Annotated in this window: 17 protein-coding genes and 1 pseudogene; 8 read left to right on the top strand and 10 right to left on the bottom strand. The window is 44.7% G+C overall.

Annotation, left to right across the window (positions count from 1 at the left end; genetic code table 11):
* Positions 1 to 141: 141 nt before the first annotated feature.
* The 3 genes from ACL6C3_RS21760 to ACL6C3_RS21750 all read right to left on the bottom strand — a co-directional run bounded on the left by ACL6C3_RS21760 (position 142) and on the right by ACL6C3_RS21750 (position 3,166).
* On the bottom strand, positions 142 to 1,233 hold the full coding sequence (locus ACL6C3_RS21760) for a bifunctional riboflavin kinase/FAD synthetase (protein WP_413161137.1): 1,092 nt from the start codon (positions 1,231 to 1,233) through the stop codon (positions 142 to 144).
* 54 nt (positions 1,234 to 1,287) lie between these two features.
* Entirely contained in the window at positions 1,288 to 2,172 is an 885-nt protein-coding gene (locus tag ACL6C3_RS21755; protein WP_413161136.1) for an MBL fold metallo-hydrolase, read from the bottom strand.
* Positions 2,173 to 2,581: 409 nt separating this feature from the next.
* Positions 2,582 to 3,166: a hypothetical protein gene (locus ACL6C3_RS21750; protein ID WP_413161135.1), complete on the bottom strand. Its 585-nt coding sequence runs from the start codon at positions 3,164 to 3,166 to the stop codon at positions 2,582 to 2,584.
* A 573-nt stretch (positions 3,167 to 3,739) separates the two neighbouring features.
* Between ACL6C3_RS21750 and ACL6C3_RS21745 the strand changes: the two genes are divergently transcribed.
* From ACL6C3_RS21745 to folP, 4 genes are all read left to right on the top strand, one after another.
* On the top strand, positions 3,740 to 4,651 hold the full coding sequence (locus ACL6C3_RS21745) for an alpha/beta fold hydrolase (RefSeq protein WP_413161134.1): 912 nt from the start codon (positions 3,740 to 3,742) through the stop codon (positions 4,649 to 4,651).
* A 56-nt stretch (positions 4,652 to 4,707) separates the two neighbouring features.
* A complete protein-coding gene (locus tag ACL6C3_RS21740; RefSeq protein ID WP_413161133.1) occupies positions 4,708 to 4,893 on the top strand; it encodes a PCP reductase family protein in 186 nt (61 codons plus the stop codon).
* Between the two features lie 331 nt (positions 4,894 to 5,224).
* The gene (gene tpiA / locus ACL6C3_RS21735) at positions 5,225 to 5,950 is read left to right on the top strand and encodes a triose-phosphate isomerase (RefSeq protein ID WP_413161132.1); all 726 of its coding nucleotides are present in this window, start codon (positions 5,225 to 5,227) and stop codon (positions 5,948 to 5,950) included.
* 123 nt (positions 5,951 to 6,073) lie between these two features.
* Positions 6,074 to 6,928, top strand: a complete 855-nt coding sequence (gene folP, locus ACL6C3_RS21730; RefSeq protein ID WP_413161131.1) for a dihydropteroate synthase — start codon at positions 6,074 to 6,076, stop codon at positions 6,926 to 6,928.
* Between the two features lie 3 nt (positions 6,929 to 6,931).
* Here folP and ACL6C3_RS21725 read toward each other — a convergent pair.
* Positions 6,932 to 7,708 (bottom strand): annotated as a pseudogene (locus ACL6C3_RS21725) (Uma2 family endonuclease).
* Positions 7,709 to 7,758: 50 nt separating this feature from the next.
* Positions 7,759 to 9,345 carry a glycosyltransferase family 39 protein gene (locus ACL6C3_RS21720; RefSeq protein WP_413161130.1) on the bottom strand — a complete coding sequence of 529 codons (1,587 nt, stop codon included), beginning with the start codon at positions 9,343 to 9,345 and terminating at the stop codon, positions 7,759 to 7,761.
* 140 nt (positions 9,346 to 9,485) lie between these two features.
* On the opposite strand from ACL6C3_RS21720, the gene ACL6C3_RS21715 reads away from it, so the two are divergent.
* Positions 9,486 to 10,886 (top strand): IctB family putative bicarbonate transporter, encoded by a 1,401-nt coding sequence (locus tag ACL6C3_RS21715; protein WP_413161129.1) that lies wholly within the window; start codon positions 9,486 to 9,488, stop codon positions 10,884 to 10,886.
* A 379-nt stretch (positions 10,887 to 11,265) separates the two neighbouring features.
* On the opposite strand, the gene ACL6C3_RS21710 is transcribed toward ACL6C3_RS21715, so the two are convergent.
* Positions 11,266 to 11,721 (bottom strand): GUN4 domain-containing protein, encoded by a 456-nt coding sequence (locus tag ACL6C3_RS21710; protein ID WP_413161128.1) that lies wholly within the window; start codon positions 11,719 to 11,721, stop codon positions 11,266 to 11,268.
* Between the two features lie 575 nt (positions 11,722 to 12,296).
* Here ACL6C3_RS21710 and ACL6C3_RS21705 point away from each other — a divergent pair.
* The gene (locus tag ACL6C3_RS21705; RefSeq protein WP_413161127.1) at positions 12,297 to 14,087 is read left to right on the top strand and encodes an SLC13 family permease; all 1,791 of its coding nucleotides are present in this window, start codon (positions 12,297 to 12,299) and stop codon (positions 14,085 to 14,087) included.
* Between the two features lie 243 nt (positions 14,088 to 14,330).
* Here ACL6C3_RS21705 and ACL6C3_RS21700 read toward each other — a convergent pair whose 3' ends face one another.
* The 3 genes from ACL6C3_RS21700 to trmD all read right to left on the bottom strand — a co-directional run bounded on the left by ACL6C3_RS21700 (position 14,331) and on the right by trmD (position 18,348).
* Positions 14,331 to 15,059, bottom strand: coding sequence for a hypothetical protein (locus ACL6C3_RS21700; protein WP_413161126.1), 729 nt, complete (start codon positions 15,057 to 15,059; stop codon positions 14,331 to 14,333).
* A 187-nt stretch (positions 15,060 to 15,246) separates the two neighbouring features.
* Positions 15,247 to 16,995: an alpha-amylase family glycosyl hydrolase gene (locus tag ACL6C3_RS21695; RefSeq protein WP_413161125.1), complete on the bottom strand. Its 1,749-nt coding sequence runs from the start codon at positions 16,993 to 16,995 to the stop codon at positions 15,247 to 15,249.
* 678 nt (positions 16,996 to 17,673) lie between these two features.
* Positions 17,674 to 18,348, bottom strand: coding sequence for a tRNA (guanosine(37)-N1)-methyltransferase TrmD (gene trmD, locus ACL6C3_RS21690; protein WP_413161124.1), 675 nt, complete (start codon positions 18,346 to 18,348; stop codon positions 17,674 to 17,676).
* 693 nt (positions 18,349 to 19,041) lie between these two features.
* Between trmD and ACL6C3_RS21685 the strand changes: the two genes are divergently transcribed.
* Together ACL6C3_RS21685 and cphA are read left to right on the top strand one after the other, a co-directional pair.
* Positions 19,042 to 19,899: a cyanophycinase gene (locus ACL6C3_RS21685; RefSeq protein ID WP_413161123.1), complete on the top strand. Its 858-nt coding sequence runs from the start codon at positions 19,042 to 19,044 to the stop codon at positions 19,897 to 19,899.
* Positions 19,900 to 20,209: 310 nt separating this feature from the next.
* Positions 20,210 to 22,915 carry a cyanophycin synthetase gene (gene cphA / locus ACL6C3_RS21680; protein WP_413161122.1) on the top strand — a complete coding sequence of 902 codons (2,706 nt, stop codon included), beginning with the start codon at positions 20,210 to 20,212 and terminating at the stop codon, positions 22,913 to 22,915.
* 29 nt (positions 22,916 to 22,944) lie between these two features.
* On the opposite strand, the gene ACL6C3_RS21675 is transcribed toward cphA, so the two are convergent.
* On the bottom strand, positions 22,945 to 23,850 hold the full coding sequence (locus ACL6C3_RS21675; RefSeq protein ID WP_413161121.1) for a sulfotransferase: 906 nt from the start codon (positions 23,848 to 23,850) through the stop codon (positions 22,945 to 22,947).
* Positions 23,851 to 23,863 lie beyond the last annotated feature (13 nt).

The raw sequence follows: 23,863 nt of genomic DNA, 5'->3' as shown, positions 1-23,863 counted from the left end.
CTTGCGTGTCATTATTCATCCATGTCTTTAAAGACATGGCTAACTTCTTCCCGCGTTATTTTAGGTTTAGCGCAAAAGGTAGATGCACTTCCCCGTCATCTCTTACCCGTTCTTAAGATTACTATTCCCTAAAAAAGCAGTTTACCGTTCATTCTTTAACACTTTTTCCGCCCGAAGACAATCGGCCTGAATTTGGGCTTTGAGTTCATCGAGAGAAGCAAATTTTTGTTCGGGTCGTAAAAATTCTTTTAAACAAACCGTCAGAGTTTGACCGTACAAATCCCCCGACCAACCTAATAAATAAACCTCCACCGTCGGTTGCTGACCCGCCACCGTTGGACGACAGCCAATATTCATCACCGCCGGATAAGCCTGCAAATTCGACGGTTCGCCTCGACGGTCAACCTCAACCGCATAAACCCCATATCTCGGGAGAAACTTTTCTGGGGGTAATTGTAAATTCGCCGTCGGAAATCCTAAAGTTCGGCCCAACTGTTGACCTTGAACCACTTGACCGACTAAAGTATAATTGCGACCGAGCAAATGATGGGCGCGTTCGAGATTGCCCGATTCTAGGGCTTGACGAATCATCGAACTGCTAATTCTTTCCCCCTGTTCGCAAGGATAACGCTCCACAATCGTCACCTCTACGCCTTGAGAACTGGCGATCGCCTTTAAATCCGTAGCGGTTCCGGTGCGACCTTTTCCAAAGCGGAAATCAAAGCCAATGGAAATCTGAGTCGCCTGTAGATGCTTGAGCAATATTTCTTCGACAAATTCGCGGGGACTCAAACTCGCCAGTTGGCGATCGAAAGCCAACAAAACCACTTGTTCGACCCCCATCGCTTTGAGACATTCTATTTTCTCATCAATCGGGGTGAGTAGCTTTTTGGATTGACCCGTAAACAATTCTTGAGGATGGGGATGAAAGGTGACAACCGTAGCGTAAAGTTGCGGAGTTTCGCCCCCGTCGGAATGATTCGTTTTGTCTTCAGGAGTCAATGAGAAACCCGATGGATAATTCTGAGTCAGACTGGGGGACGGTAAAGACGAATCCCCTTGAGTTAGAAGGATTTCTGGCTGTTGCGGCGTCACGAAAGCCGAACGGCTCGGATCAAAGGATTTAAAGATAGGCTGAATTACCTGTCGATGCCCTCGATGTATTCCATCAAAGTTTCCTAAGGCAACGGCAGTCGGAGTCAGAACCGTATCTAGCGAAGAAGTAATCCACACGCTTTACATTTTGACACAAACGATGGCTCCCGATCAAAAATTGCTGAAAAATTTTTAACTCTCTTGAGGTTTTTCAGTATCTTCGGGAGAAATTAACTGAATCGAAAGACCTTCTCGGGCCATCAAACTATTGGGGAAGCGTTGAGCGACTTGTTCTCCGACTTGATCGAGGAAATCATCATTGTGGAGAGGATCGTGGTGAAAAATCACCAACCGTTTCACATTGGCCGCTTTTGCCACTTTAACAGCTTCCTGCCAAGTCGAATGACCCCACCCCACCTTACTGGTTTTTGGCGAGTAATACTCCTCATCGGTGTAAGTGGCATCATAAATTAAAACATCGGCATTGCGAGCCAGAAATAAAACATTTTCATCCAAACCCTCGGGAAAATGTTCGGTATCGCTGACATAAGCCGCAGCATAACCGTACCAATTCACCCGATAACCGATGGCTTCACCGGGATGATTCAACAGGGCCGTTTCAATTTTAATCCCGTTTCCGATTTCTAAAGTTTGACCAATATTAATATCAAAAAACTTCAGGGCTGCTCCCATCGTTTGTAAGGGAACCGGAAAATTCGGGTGAAGCATTTGGTCATTGAGTCGCTGCTGGACTGTCGAACCATTGGGGGCAACGGCTCCATAAATATAAAATGTATTTTTGGGGATAAAAGCCGGAGTAAAGAACGGAAAACCTTGGATATGATCCCAGTGGGCATGGGTAAAAAACAGATGAGCGGTGACGGGCATTTGAGACATCAAAGATTGTCCGAGAACCCGCAAACCGGTTCCGCCATCAAAAATCAGGCGTTCTGTTCCCACTCGCATTTCTATACAGGAGGTATTGCCGCCATAGCGTACTGTCTCCGCCCCAGGACAGGCAATGCTTCCCCTAACTCCCCAAAAATGAATCGTAAATTGATTTTGCGGACTAGACATAGGCTCGAATGCAAGGTGAATGATGCGCGATCGCGATCGAGGTATTGACACCTGGGTTTAGCTTTAAAGTCAATGACTTTTAAACTTGCCCTTTGATCGGGTTGAAATTTGAGCAACGAAGGCAAATCCGATAGCCCCGCTGTGCAGCGACAGACTAGAAATTGAGTTGAATACCAGTCTATCTTAAACCATAAAACTATGTTGTTCTACAACTGTGTTGGAATTGGCTCTGTTTTCTTGTAATGATGCGAGTTAACCGATGTTAACGCTTTGAGTTGAGACCCACTGGCAAATCACCTCCAGTTTGCAGCGATCGGGGCTTGGAGGTGTAGCAGGGCAATGATCTGAATTTTAGGGGTTTTCTCAGGTTGATTGACCCGGTGAGAAAGGACTAACTTTTAATTTAACCTTAAAATTCGATTTGAAATTGATCCACAATCAGTTGACCATCAAAAGTGTAGAAAGTAACTTTATGAATATTTGTCCCTTGTACGATCAGTTGGTCGCTCGGTAAAACTTTCGGTAAAGAGGCGCGATCAAAGCTTGCCATCTCTGTACGATTAATTTCGTGACCGTCTTGATTGTAAGCCGATAAAATCGTCCGACGAGAACTGGTCACGACCGCTTGAACTCGACGAACAGGTTGCTGAAAGTGAACTTCTAACCATCCACTTTTCGGGGCTGCCATCACAACGGTTTGATTGGGTTGTATTCCAAAAGCCGGGTTAGAGGGTTGTAGAGCAATTGCATTGACAAAACTAATCCCCCAAGCTAGAAACTGCTCCTCGACCACCTCAAAACATTGTAACTGTTCCAAAGCTAGACGAATGCGTTGGCCAGATGGAATTTTTACCGTCCCTAAATGTTCTTTTTGACTTTGAGGAGAAACAATTAGTTCTTCGGGACTGTTCCATTCCATCGCCCCATTGAATAAATTTGACAAATGGATGCAATCAGATAAGGGGCGGCACTCTTGTTCCATAACTGTTTTCATTGGGAGATGTCCTTTCTTGATGGTTCAAGGGATTAGAAACTGCGAGCGAGCAATTTCTGGATTTATAGGCATTCAGACGATTGCTTGCCTCCTCCGTATATAAATAGGATTTTCATCCGGGAGGTTATGCACCCATAGGGGGTTTTACCCCTCATATTATAAACGGAGATGGGGAGTCTTTACAGTCACTCATTACCCTTACGGGAACGTCCGTTGCTCCGATACGGAAACCGCCAAGTCCGCACTGCCTCACCAGTCACCAGTCACCAGTTCTTAGGGTACAGAGTACAGTGGACAGGGGACAGAGCAGATCAGGAGGTGGGGGAAGCAGGGGAAGCGGGGGAAGCGGGGGAAGCGGGGGAAGCGGGGGGAGGTGGGGAGATGGGGAAAAACTGTTAACTGTAAACTGTTATCACTGGTAATGAGTGACTGGTAATGAGTGACTGTAATTGGCTACCTCAGACAGAGGAAAATTGGTCGAACATTTTTTAGGCTTGATGAAGTACAGTTTTCTGGTATAGCTACCTTTTGCGATCGCCATCTGCGTAAATTAATATAGAGAGAGGTTTTTTTATGTTTTTACCGCGTGGTTTTGAGCAACGTTCCGTTGTCACCTCACTGGGAAGGATGGTTTACTACACCGCCGAGAAATTGTCTTGGTTGCCGTTAGAAACTGCCTCATCAGAAGATTTACCCAAACTGGTGTTTTTACACGGCTTTGGGGGCGGGTCTTCAGCCTATGAATGGTCGCAAGTTTATCCGGCTTTTGCGGGGGAATATCAGATTTTGGCGCCGGATTTAATCGGTTGGGGACGCTCCGAACATCCCGCCCGAGAATATAATATTGACGACTACATCACCACAATTATTGAGTTTCTCGAACAAACTTGCCAGACGGCAACCCCGGTCATTGCATCTTCGTTGACAGCCGCTTTTACCATAAGAGCCGCCATTGAACGGCCAGATTTGTTTAAATGTTTAATCTTAACGACGCCTTCGGGTTTGTCTGATTTTGGCGAAAATTATCGCAATAGCTTCTTTGCCCAATTGGTGAAAACTCCCATCCTAGACCGGGTGATTTATACTACAGGTGTCGCTAATAGTGCGGGAATTCGCGGCTTTTTAGAAGAACGTCAGTTTGCCCGTCCCAACCGAGTTTATCCCGAAATTGTCGAAGCTTATCTCGAATCTTCTGTACAACCTAACGCCGAATACGCCGCCCTTTCTTTTGTTCGGGGGGATTTGTGTTTTGATTTATCTTTGTATATGGGTCGGCTGACCACTCCAACTGCTATAATTTGGGGAGAAAAATCAGAGTTCACCAGTCCCGAAATCGGACAGCGTTTGGCAAACCTAAACCGAGAAGCCGTTAAAGTTTTTCAACCTTTAGATAATGTCGGCTTGACTCCCCACCTCGAAGAACCTGCGATGATGATTGCTTTGGTTCGCCACTTGCTCAAAGTTTTAGCAACAGAGGAAAGTTGAGTCTGTGACTGGATAAACTCTCTGAAACTTCCGTCCTTTTCAGCGCCCGTTTAACCATGTCCAACGATGAGTTTTTAGACGATCTGCCCTGGATGCCCGAAGCTAAAGCTAAACTTAAGAATATCCCCTATTTTGCGCGATCGCAAGCCCGCAAACGCATTGAACAGCTAGCTCGCGAAGCCCACCAAGAGGTTGTAACCGTTGAACTGGTGGAAAAAGCCCGCTTAGAGTTTGGCCAGTGAGGGACAGGGAATAGGCAGATGGGCAGAAACTGTAACCTGTTCACTGAAAACACTCTCTTGCAAACTTTGCTACCGACTATTCCGCCGGGTCGCAAGGAACGCGCTGGTGACTGGTGAGCAGCGCGGTCTTGGTGGTTTCCATCAAGGAGCGACTGCGAACCCGGAGGGTGACTGGTGACTGGTGACTGGTGAGGCAGTGCGGACTTGGCGGTTTCCGTATCGGAGCAACGGACGTTCCCGCATATGGTGACTGGTGACTGTAAAAATGTCCCGTAACGCTTTAAACTGGAGTGTGGCATTTTGTTGTGTTCAGAAGTTGATTGATTAAGCAGTGAGAAAAAAGATTATTGCCGGGAACTGGAAAATGTTCAAAACTCAGGCAGAGGCTCAAGAGTTTTTGCAGGGGTTTGTTACCGAGTTAGATGAAACCCCAGACGAGCAAGAAACTGTCCTTTGTGTGCCGTTTACAGCTTTGTGGGTGATGTCTAAAAGTTTGCACGGGAGTCGGATTAAACTCGGCGCTCAAAATGTTCACTGGGAAGACTCGGGGGCTTATACGGGAGAGATTTCTGGCCCGATGTTGGTGGAAATTGGCGTGCGTTACGTGATTGTGGGCCATAGCGAACGGCGTGAATATTTTGGCGAGACAGATGAAACGGTTAACTTGCGACTGAAAGCCGCCCAAAATCACGGTTTAACGCCGATTTTGTGTGTGGGAGAAAGCAAACAACAGCGTGATACAGGGAAAACGGACGCCCATATTTTCTCTCAGTTGGAAAAGGGTTTAGTTGACATCGATCAAAATAATTTGGTGATTGCTTACGAACCGATTTGGGCAATTGGAACCGGTGAAACTTGTGAGGCTGACGAAGCAAATCGAGTTATTGGTTTGATTCGTAGCAAGTTAAAGAATCCCGATGTTTCTATTCAGTATGGTGGTTCTGTTAAACCCAACAATATTGATGAAATTATGGCTCAACCAGAGATAGATGGGGCTTTGGTTGGGGGAGCAAGTTTGACACCGGATAGTTTTGCTCGCATTGTAAATTATCAATAAAATACTGTTCAGTTACACGAATTGAAAAACCCGGTTTCTCCGAGATGCCGGGTTTTTAACGGGATAATTATCCTGAAAATTGCTATAATTTTTGTTCGAGTTAGTTAATTTTATTACAATTCAATGACCGAAAAAATTGTACTGCAAAATAAAGAGTTTGAGTGGGGAAAACGAACTTATATTATGGGTGTTTTGAACGTGACACCCGACAGTTTTAGCGATGGCGGACAGTTTAATACTTTGGATGCGGCTTTGACTCAAGCTGAAAAAATGCTCGCCGCAGGAGTTGATATTATTGATATTGGCGGTCAATCTACCCGTCCGGGTTCCGAACAAATCTCCTTAGATGAGGAGTTAAATCGGGTGATTCCGGTGGTTGAATTGCTGCGAAGTCAACCCAATGAGTTAGCCAATATTCCCCTTTCTATTGATACCACAAGAGCGAATGTTGCACAAGCGGCTATCGAAGCGGGGGCGGATTTAATTAACGATATTTCCGGGGCGACTTTTGAACCCGAAATTTTATCGGTTGTGGCTAAGTTAGATGTTCCTATTGTGTTAATGCACATTCGCGGAACTCCCAAAACCATGCAGCAATTAACCGACTATCAAGATTTGATTGGGGAGATTTCCCAGTTTTTCCAAGAGCGAATACAAGCCGCAAAAACGGCTGGAATTGACCCCAAGAATATTATACTCGATCCGGGGATTGGTTTTGCTAAAACTTACGAACAAAATTTAGAAATTCTCCGACACCTTCCGAAGTTAAAATCATTGGGTTTTCCCCTGTTGGTTGGGCCATCTCGGAAAAGTTTTATCGGTCATATTCTCAACGAAAAAGACCCTCAAAAACGAGTTTGGGGAACGGCTGCGGCTTGCGTTGCTGCTATTGTCGGTTCGGGGGATATTTTGCGGGTTCACGATGTCAAAGAAATGGTTGATGTTTGTCGGGTCGCCGATGCTATTTATCGCGTTTAGTTTCTATTCTAACGCTTCGGGTTCAATTCCCATTTCTCGCAAACGTTCGGCTAATTGTGCAGCTTTTTGTTCGGCAAGTTCGGCCCGTTGTCGTTCTTTTTCCGCCAGTTCTTGTCCAATTAGCAACTAATTTCCGTCTAAATCCCACCAACGCAACCAAGATTGAGTCTGATTTTGATAGGTTCCATTCCATAAGCCTAATTCTACACCAAGGGGAGGAATTGGATAATGATTCCGTTCGTTTGCTTCCATCTGTTGATAGGTGAAATCAACCAAATGATAAACTTCTAATTGATTGCGATTAATCTCAAAAATTCCGTAATAGGGAATGCGAAGGATTCGTTCATAAACCCAAAATTTACCCGGTTTTTGAACTTCTCCGCTTGATGTAAACAAAGGAGTTTTATCCCGTTCTTCGAGACCTTCTCCACTGGCAAATTCTAACACAATCAACGGCACCATCAGTTCCCGCCAGTAAACATAGGAACGGCGAATTTTGTCTCCCAGTCTCGGCGGAACATTGGGAACATAAAACCAGTCTGGAGCAATTGCACCTTGTTCGGGGGGATTCGTTTCTCGCCAATAAATTCCACAATCTTGTCCGATAGCATATTGTCCATCGGGATGTAATTGTTGTAGAATTAATCCGATAGAATCCGTTAAAAGTAGACTTTGAGGATGCTCCTGAAAATTTTTCACAAATGTACCATCTGATTCTGGAAGTTGAGTGTGATCGGGAAATGTAAGCGATACATTGGGGTCGGTCGATATCTCTGTCATCCTAATCATTTTACCTCAAATCATTACTATTTTACTGTAGCAGTTAGCTATTATTTTTGCGGAAATACGACTTTTCTCACCCAACTGGTTTCGTAGGGTTTCTCAACTTTAACGTTATAGATTTTTTCCATTCCTTCAATTAATCTTTGGGTTGGACGGTACAACAAAACATCGCTAAACGGTTCTATTTTTGGCAAGACGGGAACTTGATATTCCGGCATCAATTGAACTTTAACGTTTGGTTTGAGTTCGTGCAGCAAAGACATAATTCTTCCCGGTTCTTCGTCGCTGATAACGAGCGGAGATGGGGATTGATTGATAATTTGAGCAGAAATGGGAATATCTCGACTTTTGGCATAACTTTTGTGCCACCAAACGGGATGAAATAAACTCACCGTACAGGATAAAACCCCGGTAAAAATTAGAGTGTAAAAAATCCATTGCCAGCGTTTTTTCTGCGAACTTGGAATTTTCGGAGTTGTTAGTTTTTCCGTCAAAAGATAAGCCGCTGCAATTTGAATCCCCAAATAACAGGGCATGGCATATCGAGCAATAGTTGAACCCCGTCCGCCTAAGATAATATCCGGTAAAATCAAAATCATTCCCGGAACTCCAATCAGAGTTAGAATGAACAACCAAACGTTTTTCGGCGTGTTTTTGATTAAAAAATAAAAGGCGTATATTGTTAAAGCCAGAGTTAAATACAAGGTTACATTTAACGGACTAATTCCCTGGTTGACATCGAAGAAAATCCGGTTTAAATTCAAAAACCAAAATAAGATAAAACCCTCGCGAGGAACCAGTCGAGATTCCGTATTTTTCAAGAAAAAATCTAGGTTTTGAACAAAAATAAACACCCAAGGACTAAACAGCACAACTCCAATTAAACTCGAAAATAGATAGGGAAGAATGAATTTTCGCTTTTGCCAAACTGGAGTTAAAAAGACATAAACCGCCTGTGCCGCAAAAACAAAAATAGAAAACAAATGACTGTACAATCCCAAGCCAACGGTAAGCGAATAAATTCCCCAACGTGCAATTTTAGCCTTCAGAGATTTTTCAGTTTGACCGATTCTCAACGCTTGCAATAAAGCCGCACTGGAGAGTAAAATACTAACAGCCCAAAGACTATAAGCTCTGGCTTCTTGAGCGTAGAGAAGATGAAACGGAGAAATCGCCACAATCCCCATCGCCACCCAACTGACAGACGCCGACTTAAACAACTCCCAACACAGCCAATAAATCGCCGGAAAAATGAGTAAACTAATGAAAGCCGATAAACTTCTAATTGTTGCGGTAGAATGACTAAAAGTTTGCATCCAAAAGCGAGCCGTGAGAAAATAAAGGGGAGTATGTTCCGGATGTTTGGTTAAAGCGGTAAAAGAATCCTGTAAATTGCGTTCGGGGGTTGGATATTGATAAATATTGAGTAAATGTTCGACGGTATCCGGCCAACCGATATAAACTTGTTGAAAAAATTCCTCTTGGGTATAGCCGGAAATTCTAAAAGAGGTTTGAACTTCATCGTACCAATAAACTTTATGACCGAGATTGACAAACCGAAATCCAATGCCAATAATCATCAAAATAATCGCCAACTGTTTTAACCAGGGGTTTGCAGGTTTTGAGGACTTCATTACTTTAGGTTTAGAACTTAATGGTTAGAAAATGTCAGAAGATTGTTTAAAATCTTGAATACTGTCCTCATCGATGATACCCTGTGCTGTAGACATTATTGGAACAAAAATTTTCTCACCCCGCTACAAACAACAAACCCATGACAACGCTTAATTCAATTTGGCAACAGTTAACCCTGACCTATCTCTCCCCCTATCAATGGCGCAATGGTAGCCTCCTTTATCGCCTCGGTGGTTGTCTGCGAAGCTGGCGACAAACGAGTTGGCTGATGCAGTGGGGGGAACCTCTCGGTGCGATTTTAATCAGTTTGCTGTTTGGTTTGGCGCCGTTTGTCGGTACCGCTTTAATTGGGGTTTTACTCATTGCTTGTGCGGGGTTTTGGGTGCTAATAACCTTGTGTGATGACCCCTCGGAAACCGCATTTACCCCGATTCATTTATTAGTATTATTGTACTGGGGAATTGCGGTGGCGGCGACGGCTTTATCTCCCGTAAAAGCTGCGGCACTAACGGGTTTAATCAAGCTAACGCTGTATTTGTTGCTATTTTTCTTAATGGCTAGAATATTGCGATCGCCCCGGGTTCGTTCTATTTTTATCACGTTTTATCTGCATATTGTTCTCATTGTCAGTATTTACGGTTTGCGACAGTGGTTTTTTGGGGTGGAAGCCTCGGCAACTTGGGTCGATCCAACTTCTGCACAAGCGGATTTAATTCGGGTGTTTAGTTTCTTGGGAAATCCTAACTTATTGGCGGGATATTTATTACCGGCTTGTGCGTTAAGTGTGGCGGCGATATTTGTTTGGGAAGGTTGGCTACCCAAAGCCTTGGGATTAACCATGACGGTTGTTAATTCTGCCTGTTTGGTACTAACATTTAGTCGGGGCGGTTGGATCGGTTTTGTGGCTTTAATGTTTACGTTAGCGGTGTTATTATTGTATTGGTTGAGTATTAATTTTTCACCGTTTTGGCGTAAATGGGCGGTACCGATTGGAATTGCCAGTTTAGCCGCTATTTTAATCTTAGCTGTTTTGGTTGTTCCCAGTTTGCGCTTGCGAGTTGCGAGTATTTTTGCAGGTCGAGAAGACAGCAGCAACAACTTCCGAATGAACGTTTGGGCGGCAGTAATAGAAATGATTCAGGATCGCCCAATTTTAGGCATAGGGCCGGGTAATAACGCTTTTAATAAAATTTACCCGCTTTATATGAGACCCCGCTACAGCGCTTTGAGTGCCTATTCTGTGATTTTAGAAGTGGCTGTCGAAACGGGAATTATTGGGTTAAGTTGTTTTCTGTGGTTGTTAGTTGTAACTTTGCAGCAAGGTTGGTTACAATTGCAACGGTTGCGAGAATTGAGAAATACTCAAGGATTGTGGTTAATGGCGGCGATCGCGACCATTGTCGGAATGCTGGCGCACGGTGCGGTGGATACGGTTTGGTATCGTCCCCAAGTTAATACTTTGTGGTGGTTGATGGTCGCATTAGTTGCCAGTTTCTATCAACCTTCGCGCCAACCTGTTGTTAATTCTAATCAGGTTTAAAAGGGGTTCGGTGCGTCAAATTGTGTTATACTTTTAGGCGATATGATATCCGACTAATCAATAATTATTCTGTAGGGGCGGGTTCAGCAATTATTTATGTTTTCCCACAGATAACTAATCTAAACCCGCCCCTCTCAGAATTCGTGAGGTTACTGATAACTGAAAACACTGGTGAGATGTAAAAACCCGCTCTAATAACAGGCATTAATCAACCAGATATCATAACAATTAAGAAAGTTGAGGTGCGTCAAACTTTTAGATTTCTTTTGGGGAAAAAACGGTTAACAATTTGACGCACCCTACAATAGAGTTTTGGTGCGTCAAACTTTTAGATTTCTTTTGGGGAAAAAACGGTTAACAATTTGACGCACCCTACAACTCAAATTTGACAAGTTTCTAAACGATTCATCACAGAAAAAAACCACCGGTGAGAAAAAGGAAGGTGGCCTGATGGTGCTTGTAAATTATGGGTAAGTTTAAAGAAAGAAATCCAACTTCCCCCCCTTCGCCACCCCAAAACCTCCCCCAAACGAGAATAACTATCCCAGTCGGTACCTTTTCCCAGACTCTCCCAAATTTGGTATTGTACCGAAAAGCCAAAATGTCCCTCGGAAGACGCCACCCAAAGTTGATCGATAGTCCGCAAGTCCGCACAGGGTAATTTTTCCACATCGGATGCGCTAAACTCGCGATCGGAAGTCTGTCGCGCCGCCATCCGCATCACCCGAGTTGTTTCTCGACTGGCGGCTTTCCATTGACCACTCGCGAGAAGATCTTGCAGGGTTGTGTAGTCAACTCCGCAATCCGAACACAATTTGACGTCAGACACGACCATGTTAGATTAGATTAGAATCAACTGTAAGGTTTAGCTATATTGTGTAAACCAACAGCCAATCTAGTCAAGGATAAATAGTTGACGAGAAATCCGACTGCATGAAAACACCATCATGGCAGAAAAACTATTTATTGCTACAGAGAGTAGGAACTCGGGGTGTATTGCAAAAAAGGGTATATTGATGCAGGATATCCTGCCACATTCAATGGATGTTTTACGATCATTATCGATCGCCATCTCAACTTCTGTAGGCAATTGCCACCGTAAAAATCTTGAGAGTCTGGGACGCTAAACCGCAAGCTTTGATACAAGTTTAAAGGATTTCTGTTCAGGTTGCTTTGATTTCTGGGCCAACCTAATTCAATGTCATGGGTTCAAAATCTACTGAGAGTCTACTCTACATTGTCCCTGTCCAATACCGATAATTGAATCGAGAAATGAAAACGATGACATCTTTAAAATTAGGTTAGACTAGATAAAATTTATGAATTCATGGAGTTAGAGTTGAGTCTTTTGGCTCAAAACAATTGAACGGAGATCGCTTTCAATGCCAATAAACCAGGTATTACTTTAGTATGGAAATTGTTCTGACACTCATTGTACTGATTTTAGCTTTAATAAGCTTTGTTGTTGAATGGCTACCCGTCGATTTAACAGCATTGAGCGTTACAGTTCTTCTGATGATCTTAGGGTTAGTCACTCCCAATGAAGGAATTTCTGGGTTTGGAAATTCCGCCACAATTACCGTCATGGCGATGTTTATTCTCAGTGCGGGAATTACTCGCACGGGGGTGATTCAAATTGTTCGAGATTTGTTAATAAAATGGGGCGGAAAACATCCTTCTCAACAAATTTTTATCATGGGTGCAATTGTCGGCCCGATTAGTGCTTTTATTAATAATACGGCTGTGGTGGCGATTTTTTTGCCGATTATTGAAGATTGGTGCAAACAGCAAAAAATCCCGTTATCCAAAGTTTTGATTCCCCTTTCCTATTCCTCTATTTTAGGGGGAATGATTACCTTAATTGGGACCTCTACCAATATTCTCGCCAGCGGTTTATCCGAAAAATTGGGATATGGAGCGTTTACGTTATTTCAGTTTACCCAAGTCGGAATAATTGCCTTTTTAATTGGCTTGGTTTATATTGCCTTTATCGCGCCCTATCTTCTCCCCCGACGGAAATCGAACGGAATGGATTTTTTAGGGGAAAGCTACGATATTAATGACTATCTGAGTGAAGTAATTATTACGCCCCAATCCAGTTTAGTCGGACAAACCCTGCGAGAAAGTGAAATTCAGCGAAAGTTTGACTTAGACGTTTTAGAATTGGTGCGGGATAAAGTTCACCTTCCCCAACCGGTCGCCGATAAAAAGTTGCGCGAAGGTGATATTTTAATTATTCGTTGTAGTCGAGATGATTTGCTGAAAATTCGGGAAGAAAGAGGGTTAAATATCTTACCCGATGTACAGTTTAAAGGCGACTCGATTGAATCGGTTTTAAGTTCGGGAGAGGAAAAAATCGGCGAAGTGTTAATCCTTTCTAACTCTCGATTAATTGGGACGACGTTAAAAGATTTGCGCTTCCGACAACGTTATAACGCGACCGTTTTAGCAATTCGTCGAGGTGCGGAATTAGTTCGGGGACGTTTGGGGAAAACCCCCTTACGATTTGGGGATTTGCTGTTAGTTCAAGGGCCAAAACAAAGCTTTATTGGTTTACAAACGACCCGAGAATTATTGGTACTTGAACAGCGGGATGTGGAAACTTTACGACAAGATAAAGCTAAAATTGCGCTGGCGATTGTAGCGGGTGTTGTCCTCAGCGCTGCTTTTGATTTAATGCCGATTTTGGTCAGCGCTTTAGCCGGGGTAATTTTAATGGTGATTACCGGATGTCTCAAACCCGGTGAAATTTATGGCGCCATTCGTTGGGATGTTATTTTTCTCTTAGCCGGATTAATCCCCTTAGGAACTGCGATGGAAAAATCAGGAACAACCGAATGGTTAGCCAGTGGGTTAGTAACGGTTGGGGGTAATCTTTCCGGTTATTGGATTGTGTTGTTTTTCTATCTGGTGACTGTATTTCTTACGGAAATTCTCTCGAACAATGCTTCGGTTTTATTGATGATTCCGATTGCGGTTGAAGTCGCAAAAACCCTCAGTTTAAACCCCTTTGCGTTGATGTTTGCGGTAACATTAGCCGCATCTTGTAGCTTTATGACGCCGATTGGCTATCAAACCAATACAATGGTTTACAGTACCGGAGGTTATAAGTTTTTTGACTTTACAAAAGTTGGCGCTCCCCTGTCGGCATTATTAACCATTTTTACCCCGTTATTGATTATTTGGGTGTATGGTTTGTAAAGGTAGAATCTCAATGATTTTCGTGTTAATCTGAAATACAGAAAATAATGAGAATAGACGCCTGACGGGGCGGGTTTATGTAAGTTATTGCTGAGAAGACTGAGATTTTGACTGAACCCGCCCCTACAAGATTTTTGATCGCTTATCAGTCGCAAATCTTTCAGTATTTCATATAACCTTTTGGAATTAGAGGGTTAATTAAGATCCGGTTTCTCGAAGAAGCCGGATTTTTTCAGGTCGATTTTACGGGGTGATTTGCTTTCGGGTAATTCGTTTGGCAATTTGTAAACAGGCTATAAAAGCGGCAATAAATGCACCTTCAGCTAGAATTTTAAACGATTCTTCTACCGTTTGTATCCAGTCATACACGAGTTGATGACGTTTGGGATCGGCTAACCAAAATGAAAAGATGCTGTCATCATCGGTACCCAAATCAATTAAAACCATAGTGGCTTTGAAAGCAAAACCTAAAAAAAACAGATAAAATGTGGGTTTATACCGTTTAAATTCATCGGCAAAAGAGTATAAAATATAAGCGCCAACAGCACTGTAACCCGCAACAATCACGCCATCAAATCTCAGAATATTGTGACCATCGGGAACGTTAAACAGCCACTGAATTAAAACATCTGTTGTTTCATGGATTTGTGCAATTTCATCAACTGCTAAAAAGAAAAATCCAATGGAAATCAGTTTCCATAACGTTTGGGGTTTGTGCTTTTGTTTTGTTTCTACGGGGGCTAATTTTCGGATGCGATAAATTTTCCAAGCTAATCCCGAAAGAATCAACAACTGTAAACAAGAAAACCAGCTTATAATCCCCGTTTCACCAAAATATCGCATCGGACTTTTTCCTAGCAAAACCGCCCGACGAATCGTTAAACCCAGTACAACACAATCAAAAAGAAGAATCATCCACAAATAGGATTTTACTTTCCGATCCGTTTGAGGAGTATTTTCAGTAAAATTCATAAGCCCCAGATGAAAACAACAAATTTAATTTTAATAAGCTATTAAAGCTCCGATTATATCATCAATTTTCCTTCAGAGAGTAATTAATTTTACGAATTGGGATTTTCCTACCCTTTCAAAATAAATAGAGACGCCCAGATCGAACGTCTCCAAAGTCTAATCAAAGCCCGATGAAGTGAACTTCAAATTAGAATTTATTCGTCAGCCAAACCGCCTGGTAGGGATGCAGATTGAAGCTAGAATAGATATCATCGATTTTCTCGCCGCTAATCAAATCACACCAGGGATCGGTACAGACTAAGTTTAAGTCAGATAACCGCAAAAGTTGCGGACGGTCGCTTAAATTAAAGACACAAAAGATGCTTTGATCGCGAATAATACTTTGTCGCCAAAAGCCAAATAATGTTCGCTTTAATTGTAGAGTATATTGGGTAGCGTTGGGATGAAAAGCGCTTTGACGGCGACGAATTTGAATCCGACGACAAAGTTCTCGAAAAACAATAGATTGGGGTGAATGGGGATGAGCGAGTTTATTTTCAAGTTCGTTTAAATCCAATTCGGAACGGTTAATTGAACGATTTCTTCCCGTTTGTTTCAGCTTGATATAATCGTTCGGCGTACCCAACAAACTATGAATATAAAAAGCCGGAATTCCCTCCAACGACATCATAATCGTTTGGGAACAAATAAACCGTTGAACTTGCCATTGATCTTCCCCCCGAACCGTTCCTTTCATCGCATCAAATAGGGAAATATTCAATTCATAGGGGCTTTCGCTACCATCCGGTTTTTTCCTCATGCTAATTTTTCCCCCAAATTTTTGCATGGTTTCTAACATCGTCCAATACTCTTGTTCGGATAATAATCCCTCAGTTGGACGCAAACCAATACCATCGTGAGAAGCGGTAAAATTGAAGTAAGCACAGCCTAAAGGTGCCGGTGGCATACTCATCATCCAACTTTTTAAATAGTCGGATTTGCCTTGAAGGAGAGCGTGTAAAACCAGAGGCGGTAAACTAAAATTATAAATCATATGCGCCTCATTTCGGTTGCCAAAATAGCTTAAATTTTCTCGGTTCGGCACGTTGGTTTCTGTAATTAATACCACCGAAGGATTTACCAGTTGTAAAAGTTCTCGCAACAGTTTTACAACCGCATGAGTTTGGGGAAGATGTATGCAAGTCGTGCCGATTTCTTTCCAGAGAAATCCCACCGCATCTAAGCGGATATATTTGGCTCCTTTTTGGACATAAATTAGAATAATTTTGATAAATTCTAACAAGACATTCGGGTTGGCAAAATTGAGATCGATTTGATCTTCGCTAAACGTCGCCCAAACGTGTTTTTCCCCTTCGGGTGTGTCAACGGGTGTGAGAACAGGTGTACTTCGAGGGCGAACAACTGCGGATAAATCTGTATTGGGATCGACCGTGATAAAATAATCAGAACCGGGTTTTTCGCCCCGTTGAAACTGTTTGAACCATTCGCTTTGACTGGAGATATGATTAATGACTAAATCAGCCATCAAATCAAATTGATTGGCAATATTTTCGATATCTTCCCAATCTCCCAATTGGGGATTAACTTGTAAATAGTCAATGACTGAAAATCCATCGTCGGAACTGTAGGGAAAAAAGGGTAAAATGTGAACGCCTGTCACGGTGTCTTTGAGATATTTATCTAAGAAATTTTTTAGGGTGACTAGGGGTTTTTCGCCAAATTTTTCGATACTGTTTCCGTAGGTAATCAGCAACACATTGTCCTGACTCCATTTGTTGAGATTTTCTTCGTGAAACTCGCTGGAATAGTCTTGGAGAATCTCAAAAATTTGCTTTAATAACGTTTGGACGGTGGGTTCATCGTAAATGATTTCTAATAAGGGTTGAACCCGGTGTTGAAAGTATTGGTATTTTTCGACGGATTGAGTAACGGTCATAGTTTTTCCTATTGGTTTGGATTTGGTTTTTGCAACGACGGGGTAAGCCAGACTTTTAAAAATCTGACTGCAAATAATTCCAGATAAAATAAAATAAAATCTGGATATACAACTGAAAAAAACTTTAAAAATAGACCCTCTGATGGGTCTGGATGCCCCTAATTTCTGAGTCTAATTGGAGCGTGGGGGAGAGGCGTTCTCGTCTGATTTCTCTGCCTTAAATGTACTGAGATGATATCCGACTAATCAATCCGAAGTGCTGTAGGGGCGGGTTTATCTTAGATCTTGATGACCACTCCGAGATTGAACTAAACCCGCCCTGCAACCCTAAGAAAATTAATCAACCGGAGATTATATTACAACACGCCCTGATCGCAGAAACTAATGAGGATGTTAAGCTTTGAAAAAAACAAAACGTAGAACTCTCTAGGAAGCGTTAATCTGCAATTACAGAGTTAACGTTATTTCCGTTTATTGAACTCCTTAAACAATTTATTATACAACAAATTTGCTCGAAAACAGTCTTTTAAAAGTGAGATTTTGGGGAATAAATTCTGAGTTCGAGTGACGGGTTGGACAAAAACAGAACAAGCTTTGATGTTTTCCCAGAACAAAAGAGGGGAAATACCCCGGAGAAAAATTACTCCTCAGGTCTGTCTCCCCTCAATCCATTTACGACTAATCTTCTAACAAATCCGGACGGCGTTGGCGAGTGCGTTCGAGTTGCTGTTGTCGGCGCCATTTTTCAATTTCAGCATGATTTCCAGAGCGTAAAACCTCGGGAACTTTCCAACCCCGAAAATCGGGGGGTCGAGTGTAGTGGGGATAGTCGAGTAAAGGCTGTTCAAAACTTTCGGCTTTGAGGGATTCCTCCTTACCGACGGTTCCGGGAAGCAAACGAATCACACCGTTAATCAAAGTCATCGCCGGAATTTCGCCCCCCGTCAGGACAAAATCGCCCAGAGAGACTTCACGGGTAACAATGTGGGTAATCCGTTCGTCAATGCCTTCATAATGACCGCAAATGAGAACCAGTTGATCGAAATCCGTCGCCCACTGGCGGAATAAGGCTTGATTCATGCGTTCTCCCTGAGGAGTCAACAAAATGATCTCCCGTCGGGGTAAAATCGGTAAAGACTCAACGGCGGCAAAGATCGGTTCCGGCTTAAGCACCATTCCAACTCCACCGCCATAGGGTTCATCATCAACCCGCCGGTGCTTATCGGTGGCAAAATCTCGCGGGTTCACCAAATGAATCTGGGCAATTTCCTTGGCTAAAGCCTTGCCTAACAGTCCCGATTGCAGTGGAGAACTGAAAAAATCTGGAAATAGGGTAATAACGTCAAATTGCACGGGAAAAAACTCAGAGGAATTAATTGTTAAGAAACCTTAAAATCTCGCCGCCACAAAATCTGTACAATACTATATGATAACCGATAAAATCTAAAAGATCGTTTAATTAGGTATCAAAATATACTAGACTGGGGTGTAAGCTTAACCTGACGAACCCAAGTGGAATCGGAGAAAATCTGAAGCTAGGCTCACTAGCATGAGATAATAAAATTTCCACCATTGCGGTCGAAGTTGGATAGGCAAATTCAACCTCAACCGGGTGTAAAGTCAGGCTTCGATCTCTGTGATGCAGCTTAGATTAGGTCAACAAAAAGATGCCGGATCATCGACTGGGGTGAGACTCCTCACCAAAGACCCAGCTAAGAGTTGAGGTCAACCGGGTTAAACACCGCAAAAGAATCGGACGACTAAAGTCAGGGGGTCGGCTGATGATTTTCAGACCTCAGGAGAACAGAAGTCAGACCTCATCAAACCGGATAAGGGTAAGGGAAGCAACAACCGCAGGGTAAACCCGTCAACACCCACTCCCTTTATTTATCCTGTAGTCCTTGCTAAAATCTCCTGCTAAACCTCTCAAATGCCCAATATAAAAAGTCAAGAATTGACCAGAACCCCCCCCAAAAAGCCTGTAAATATTTTAAGTAGGGATTATGTCCCCGTGATTAAACTTATGCTGATCAGAGGAGATCAAATATGCAGCAGTTGACGTCTCAAGCCCTTGAACAGACCATACCCCCACCGACTCAGACCTCAATTTTAATTATTGGGGGAGCCGAAGATAAAGTTCATGGACGTGAGATTCTGCAAACCTTTTTTAACCGAGCAGGCGGAGCCAAAGCACAGCTTGCGATTATTCCCTCGGCGTCTAGAGAACCGGGTCTTCAAGGCGAACGTTACCAAAGAATTTTTGAGGAAATGGGGGCAAAAGAAATCAAAATCTTTGATATTCGCGAACGCCATCACTGTGAAAACACAGACTGGCACTCCTACCTGGACACCTCCTGTACAGGCGTGTTTCTCACCGGGGGAGATCAACTGCGGTTGTACAGTTTGTTGGCAGATACGCCGTTAATGACCAAAATTCGGGTAGGCGCTCGCGAAGGACGAATGGCGCTCGCCGGGACCAGTGCGGGGGCGGCGGTAATGAGCCATCACATGATCGCAGGCGGAGGAAGCGGAGAATCCCCCAACCGTTCCTTAGTGGATATGGCGACCGGTTTAGATATCATGCCAGAACTGATCGTCGATCAACACTTCCACAACCGCAACCGCTTGGCCCGTTTAATCAGCGCCATCACCTCTCACCCGGAACGCTTGGGCCTGGGGATTGACGAAGACACCTGTGCGATGTTTGAAGCCCAAGAAAAACTCAAAGTCATAGGTAAAGGCACCGTGACCATTGTCGATGCAACGGAAATGTCTTATACCAATGCCTCCAAAGTGGGAGCGGCCGATCCCCTGAGCCTGTTCAACTTGCGAATTCATATCCTCTCTCACGGTGATGAATACAACATTCGCACCCGCATTCCGACCGCAGCACCGAGTCTTTAGGACCCAACTCCTAAACCTCGATTTTCTCTGGCTCGATCAACAGAAGATGCTGCTAAAATCCTAAGGCGAGGGGTGCTGCGGATGAACAAAAGACCCGGAAATCACAGCCAACCCCAGGCTAAAATTTCCCCTGGGTTGAGTCAAAACTCCTGTAGCCCCTATAGCCCGATCGGAGTGTGAACACAGTGATCATGGTCTTCTCGCGAAACTGTTCATCAAGAACAGTTACCATGTATTTTAAAGTTACAAATTGGTAACAGAAGAAGTATTATTCACAGAAAACTCCGGCATCACCCACTCACAGACAGATATGAAAATTCTCAAGGTTCTGACATTACGCGGCCCAAACTACTGGAGCATTAGACGCCACAAACTCATCGTCATGCGTCTAGACCTCGAAGAACTGGCCGAACGCTACTCCAACGACATTCCGGGCTTTTACGAAGGTCTGACCTCGGTCTTGCCGAGTTTAGTCGAACACCACTGTTCACCCGGAGTCAGAGGCGGATTTCTCAGCCGGGTCGAACGGGGGACGCTGATGGGACACATTATCGAACACGTCGCCCTCGAACTCCAGAACTTGGCGGGAATGTCAGTGGGGTTTGGCCGCACCCGAGAAACCGGCACCCCCGGAATTTTCCAAGTCGTCTATGAGTATCAAAGTGAACAAGTCGGTCGCTACGCGGGTCGGGCCGCCGTCCGACTGTGCCAGAGTATCGCTGACACCGGCAGCTATCCCCAAGAAGAACTCAACCAAGATCTCGAAGACCTCAAAGAACTCAAAGCCCAAGCCGCCCTCGGGCCGAGTACCGAAGCGATCGTCGGGGAAGCCGAAGCCAGAGGCATTCCCTGGCTGGAGTTGAACACCCGCTTTATGATTCAACTCGGTTACGGCGTCAATCAAAAACGCATCCAAGCCACTTTAAGCAATCAAACGGGCATTTTGGGCGTAGAACTCGCCTGCGATAAAGAAGGCACCAAACAAATTCTCCGCAATGCCGGGGTTCCCGTTCCCCGAGGCACCGTGATTCGCTACTTTGACGAGTTGGAAGATGCCGTTGAGTTTGTAGGCGGCTATCCCATCGCCATGAAACCCCTAGACGGCAATCACGGTCGCGGCATTACCCTCGATATTACCCGTTGGGAAACCGCAGAACAAGCCTACGACGCCGCCAGTACCGCTTCTAAAACCCGCAGCGTCATCGTAGAACGCTTCTATCAAGGTCGGGACTTCCGCGTGTTGGTCGTTAACGGCAAAGTGGTCGCCGTCGCCGAACGGGTTCCCGGTCACGTCGTCGGGGATGGTCGTTCCACCATCGAAGAACTGATCGAAGCCACCAACCGCGACCCCCGCCGGGGCGACGGACACGATAACGTTCTCACCCGGATTGAGATTGACAAAACCGCCCTTTCTATGCTAGCGGAACAGGGCTACGGTTTGGATTCGGTGTTGCCGGAAGGAAAACGCTGTTTCTTGCGGGCCACCGCCAACCTCAGCACCGGCGGAAGTGCCATCGATCGCACCGATGAAGTCCACCCGGAAAATATCTGGCTGTTTTCTCGGGTTGCCAAAATTATCGGTTTAGACATTGCCGGAATCGATGTCGTCAGCCCCGATATTAGCCGCCCCCTGCGGGAAGTTGACGGGGTGATCGTCGAAGTCAACGCCGCCCCAGGCTTTAGAATGCACGTCGCCCCCAGCGAAGGTTTACCCCGCAACGTCGCCGGGGCGGTGATGGATATGTTATTCCCGAGCGGTCAACTCAGCCGCATTCCCATTTTGGCCGTCACCGGGACCAATGGCAAAACCACCACGACTCGTTTGTTGGCTCACATTGTCAAACAAACCGGTTCGATGGTCGGCTACACCACCACAGACGGGACTTATATCGGCGACTATCTGGTTGAAGCCGGAGATAATACAGGCCCCCAAAGCGCCCAACTGATTCTCTGCGATCCGACGGTCGAAATTGCCGTTTTAGAAGCCGCCAGAGGGGGAATACTCCGCTCCGGTTTGGGCTTTGATACCTGCGATGTGGGCGTGGTGTTGAACGTGTCCGCCGATCACCTCGGTTTGGGCGATATTGACACCGTTGAACAACTGGCGAAAGTCAAAAGCGTTGTCGCCGAGTCGGTGATGCCCAAGGGGTATGCGGTGTTAAATGCCGATGACCCGTTGGTTTCGGAAATGGCCGAGCGGACCAAGGCCCAAGTTGCCTATTTTTCCATGAACCCGGAAAATGAAACCGTTCTCAAGCATACGGCCGCCGGCGGCTTGGCTGCGGTTTACGAAAACGGCTATCTCTCCATCCTCAAAGGCGACTGGACGCTCAGAATTGAACAGGCGGTTAATGTTCCCCTGACGATGGGCGGCAAGGCTCCGTTTATGATTGCCAACGCTTTAGCCGCTTGTTTGGCCGCCTTTGCCCAGGGCATCAAAATAGAGCATATTCGCGAGGGTTTGTCAAGCTTTGTGGCTTCGGCTTCTCAAACCCCCGGACGGATGAATCTGTTTAATATGGGCAAGTATCACGCCCTGATTGATTATGCTCATAATCCCGCCAGCTACGAGGCTTTGGCCGGCTTTGTTCGCAACTGGCAGGGGGTGAGAATTGGCATTGTGGGCGGTCCTGGCGATCGCCGCGATGAAGATTTTGTCACCTTGGGGAAACTGGCCGCCGAGATGTTTGACCAAATTGTGATCAAAGAAGATGACGACACCCGGGGCCGGGAGCGGGGCAGCGCCGCCGAGTTAATTCGCGAAGGCGTCCAACAGGTGTTGAGCCGGGTTCCCGACCCCCGGGTGAGCCACGAAACCATCCTCAACGAAACCGAAGCGATAGAAACCACCCTCGATCGCGCCCCCGAAGGCGGTTTGGTGGTGATTTTACCCGAAAGCGTCACCCGGGCGATTAGTTTGATCGAAGCCCGCAAACCCCTTTCTGAGTCGCCTATGGGTCAAAATGGAACCGCATCCACTGCCTATCCCACCGACTTGAAACCCTCCCAGGTTTAAGTCAATTTAGTTAGGCGTTTGGGGTAATATCAACTCCGGGTCATCTCAGCAAAAGAGATACCCGGAGCATCATTTTTTGAAGTCGTGAGGTCGGAAGTCAGGAGTTCAGGAGTAAGTGCGTTCGCACTGGCTTCGCCTACAGGAGTAGGGGCGCATGGCAATGCGCCCGGATAAACAGCCCGATTATTGCCCCTGTCCCCTGTCCCCCGTCCCCTTTCCCCTTGCCTATTCCCAGAGCGCCTTTTTGATTTCAATAACTGTGGGAAATCGACAGAACCCGATCGAGATCGCGATCGCCATATTCGGCCCCCGATAAAAAGAAATAAATCCCTTAATTTATCCGACTTTTGAACAATATCTTCGTGGGAAATCAAAAAGGTATTATTAGGATTATTTTGAACATAAAGTTTAAACGCCTGCTCAAGTCCGAGTATTTTTTCGCTAGTATCTGCCGGATTTGTTGTCGCCCACCACCCACTTTTTAACACATCATCGAGATTTCTAACATTAAAAATAAATCCCACGTTAGGAAAAATTTTGGCTAGAAAATCTAAATATCCAGCCAAGCTATACTCGGATTTAAAATAGAAATCCAAATATCTAATCTCTTTAAATCCATAGCAAATAATACTGTCATCCCCTTGGCGATCGGCGAGTAACAATTCTCTAACCATATTTTGGCAGTGAGTCAAAAAAACGTCAAGATCCAACAGTCCGGCACCGTACCAGGGATGAGTGGGAGCGTTTGATTTTTGAGCATACTCTGGGGAGGTGGCTATCTCTAAATTTCTGTAGGCTTCGTATAAACCCGCAATAAAGTTACTATTTTCTCCGCGAATGATCACCCCTTCAATTTCATTCAGCATTCCCTGAAGTAGAGTTGAACCACTTCTTCCGTAGGTGATAATTAGAATTGATTCAAAGTTGAGCGACATAAAACGTTAAATC

This window comes from Capilliphycus salinus ALCB114379 (assembly GCF_047276495.1).
GTDB classification, from domain to species: Bacteria; Cyanobacteriota; Cyanobacteriia; order Cyanobacteriales; family Microcoleaceae; genus Capilliphycus; species Capilliphycus salinus.
This window is presented reverse-complemented; position numbering and strand designations above follow the sequence as displayed.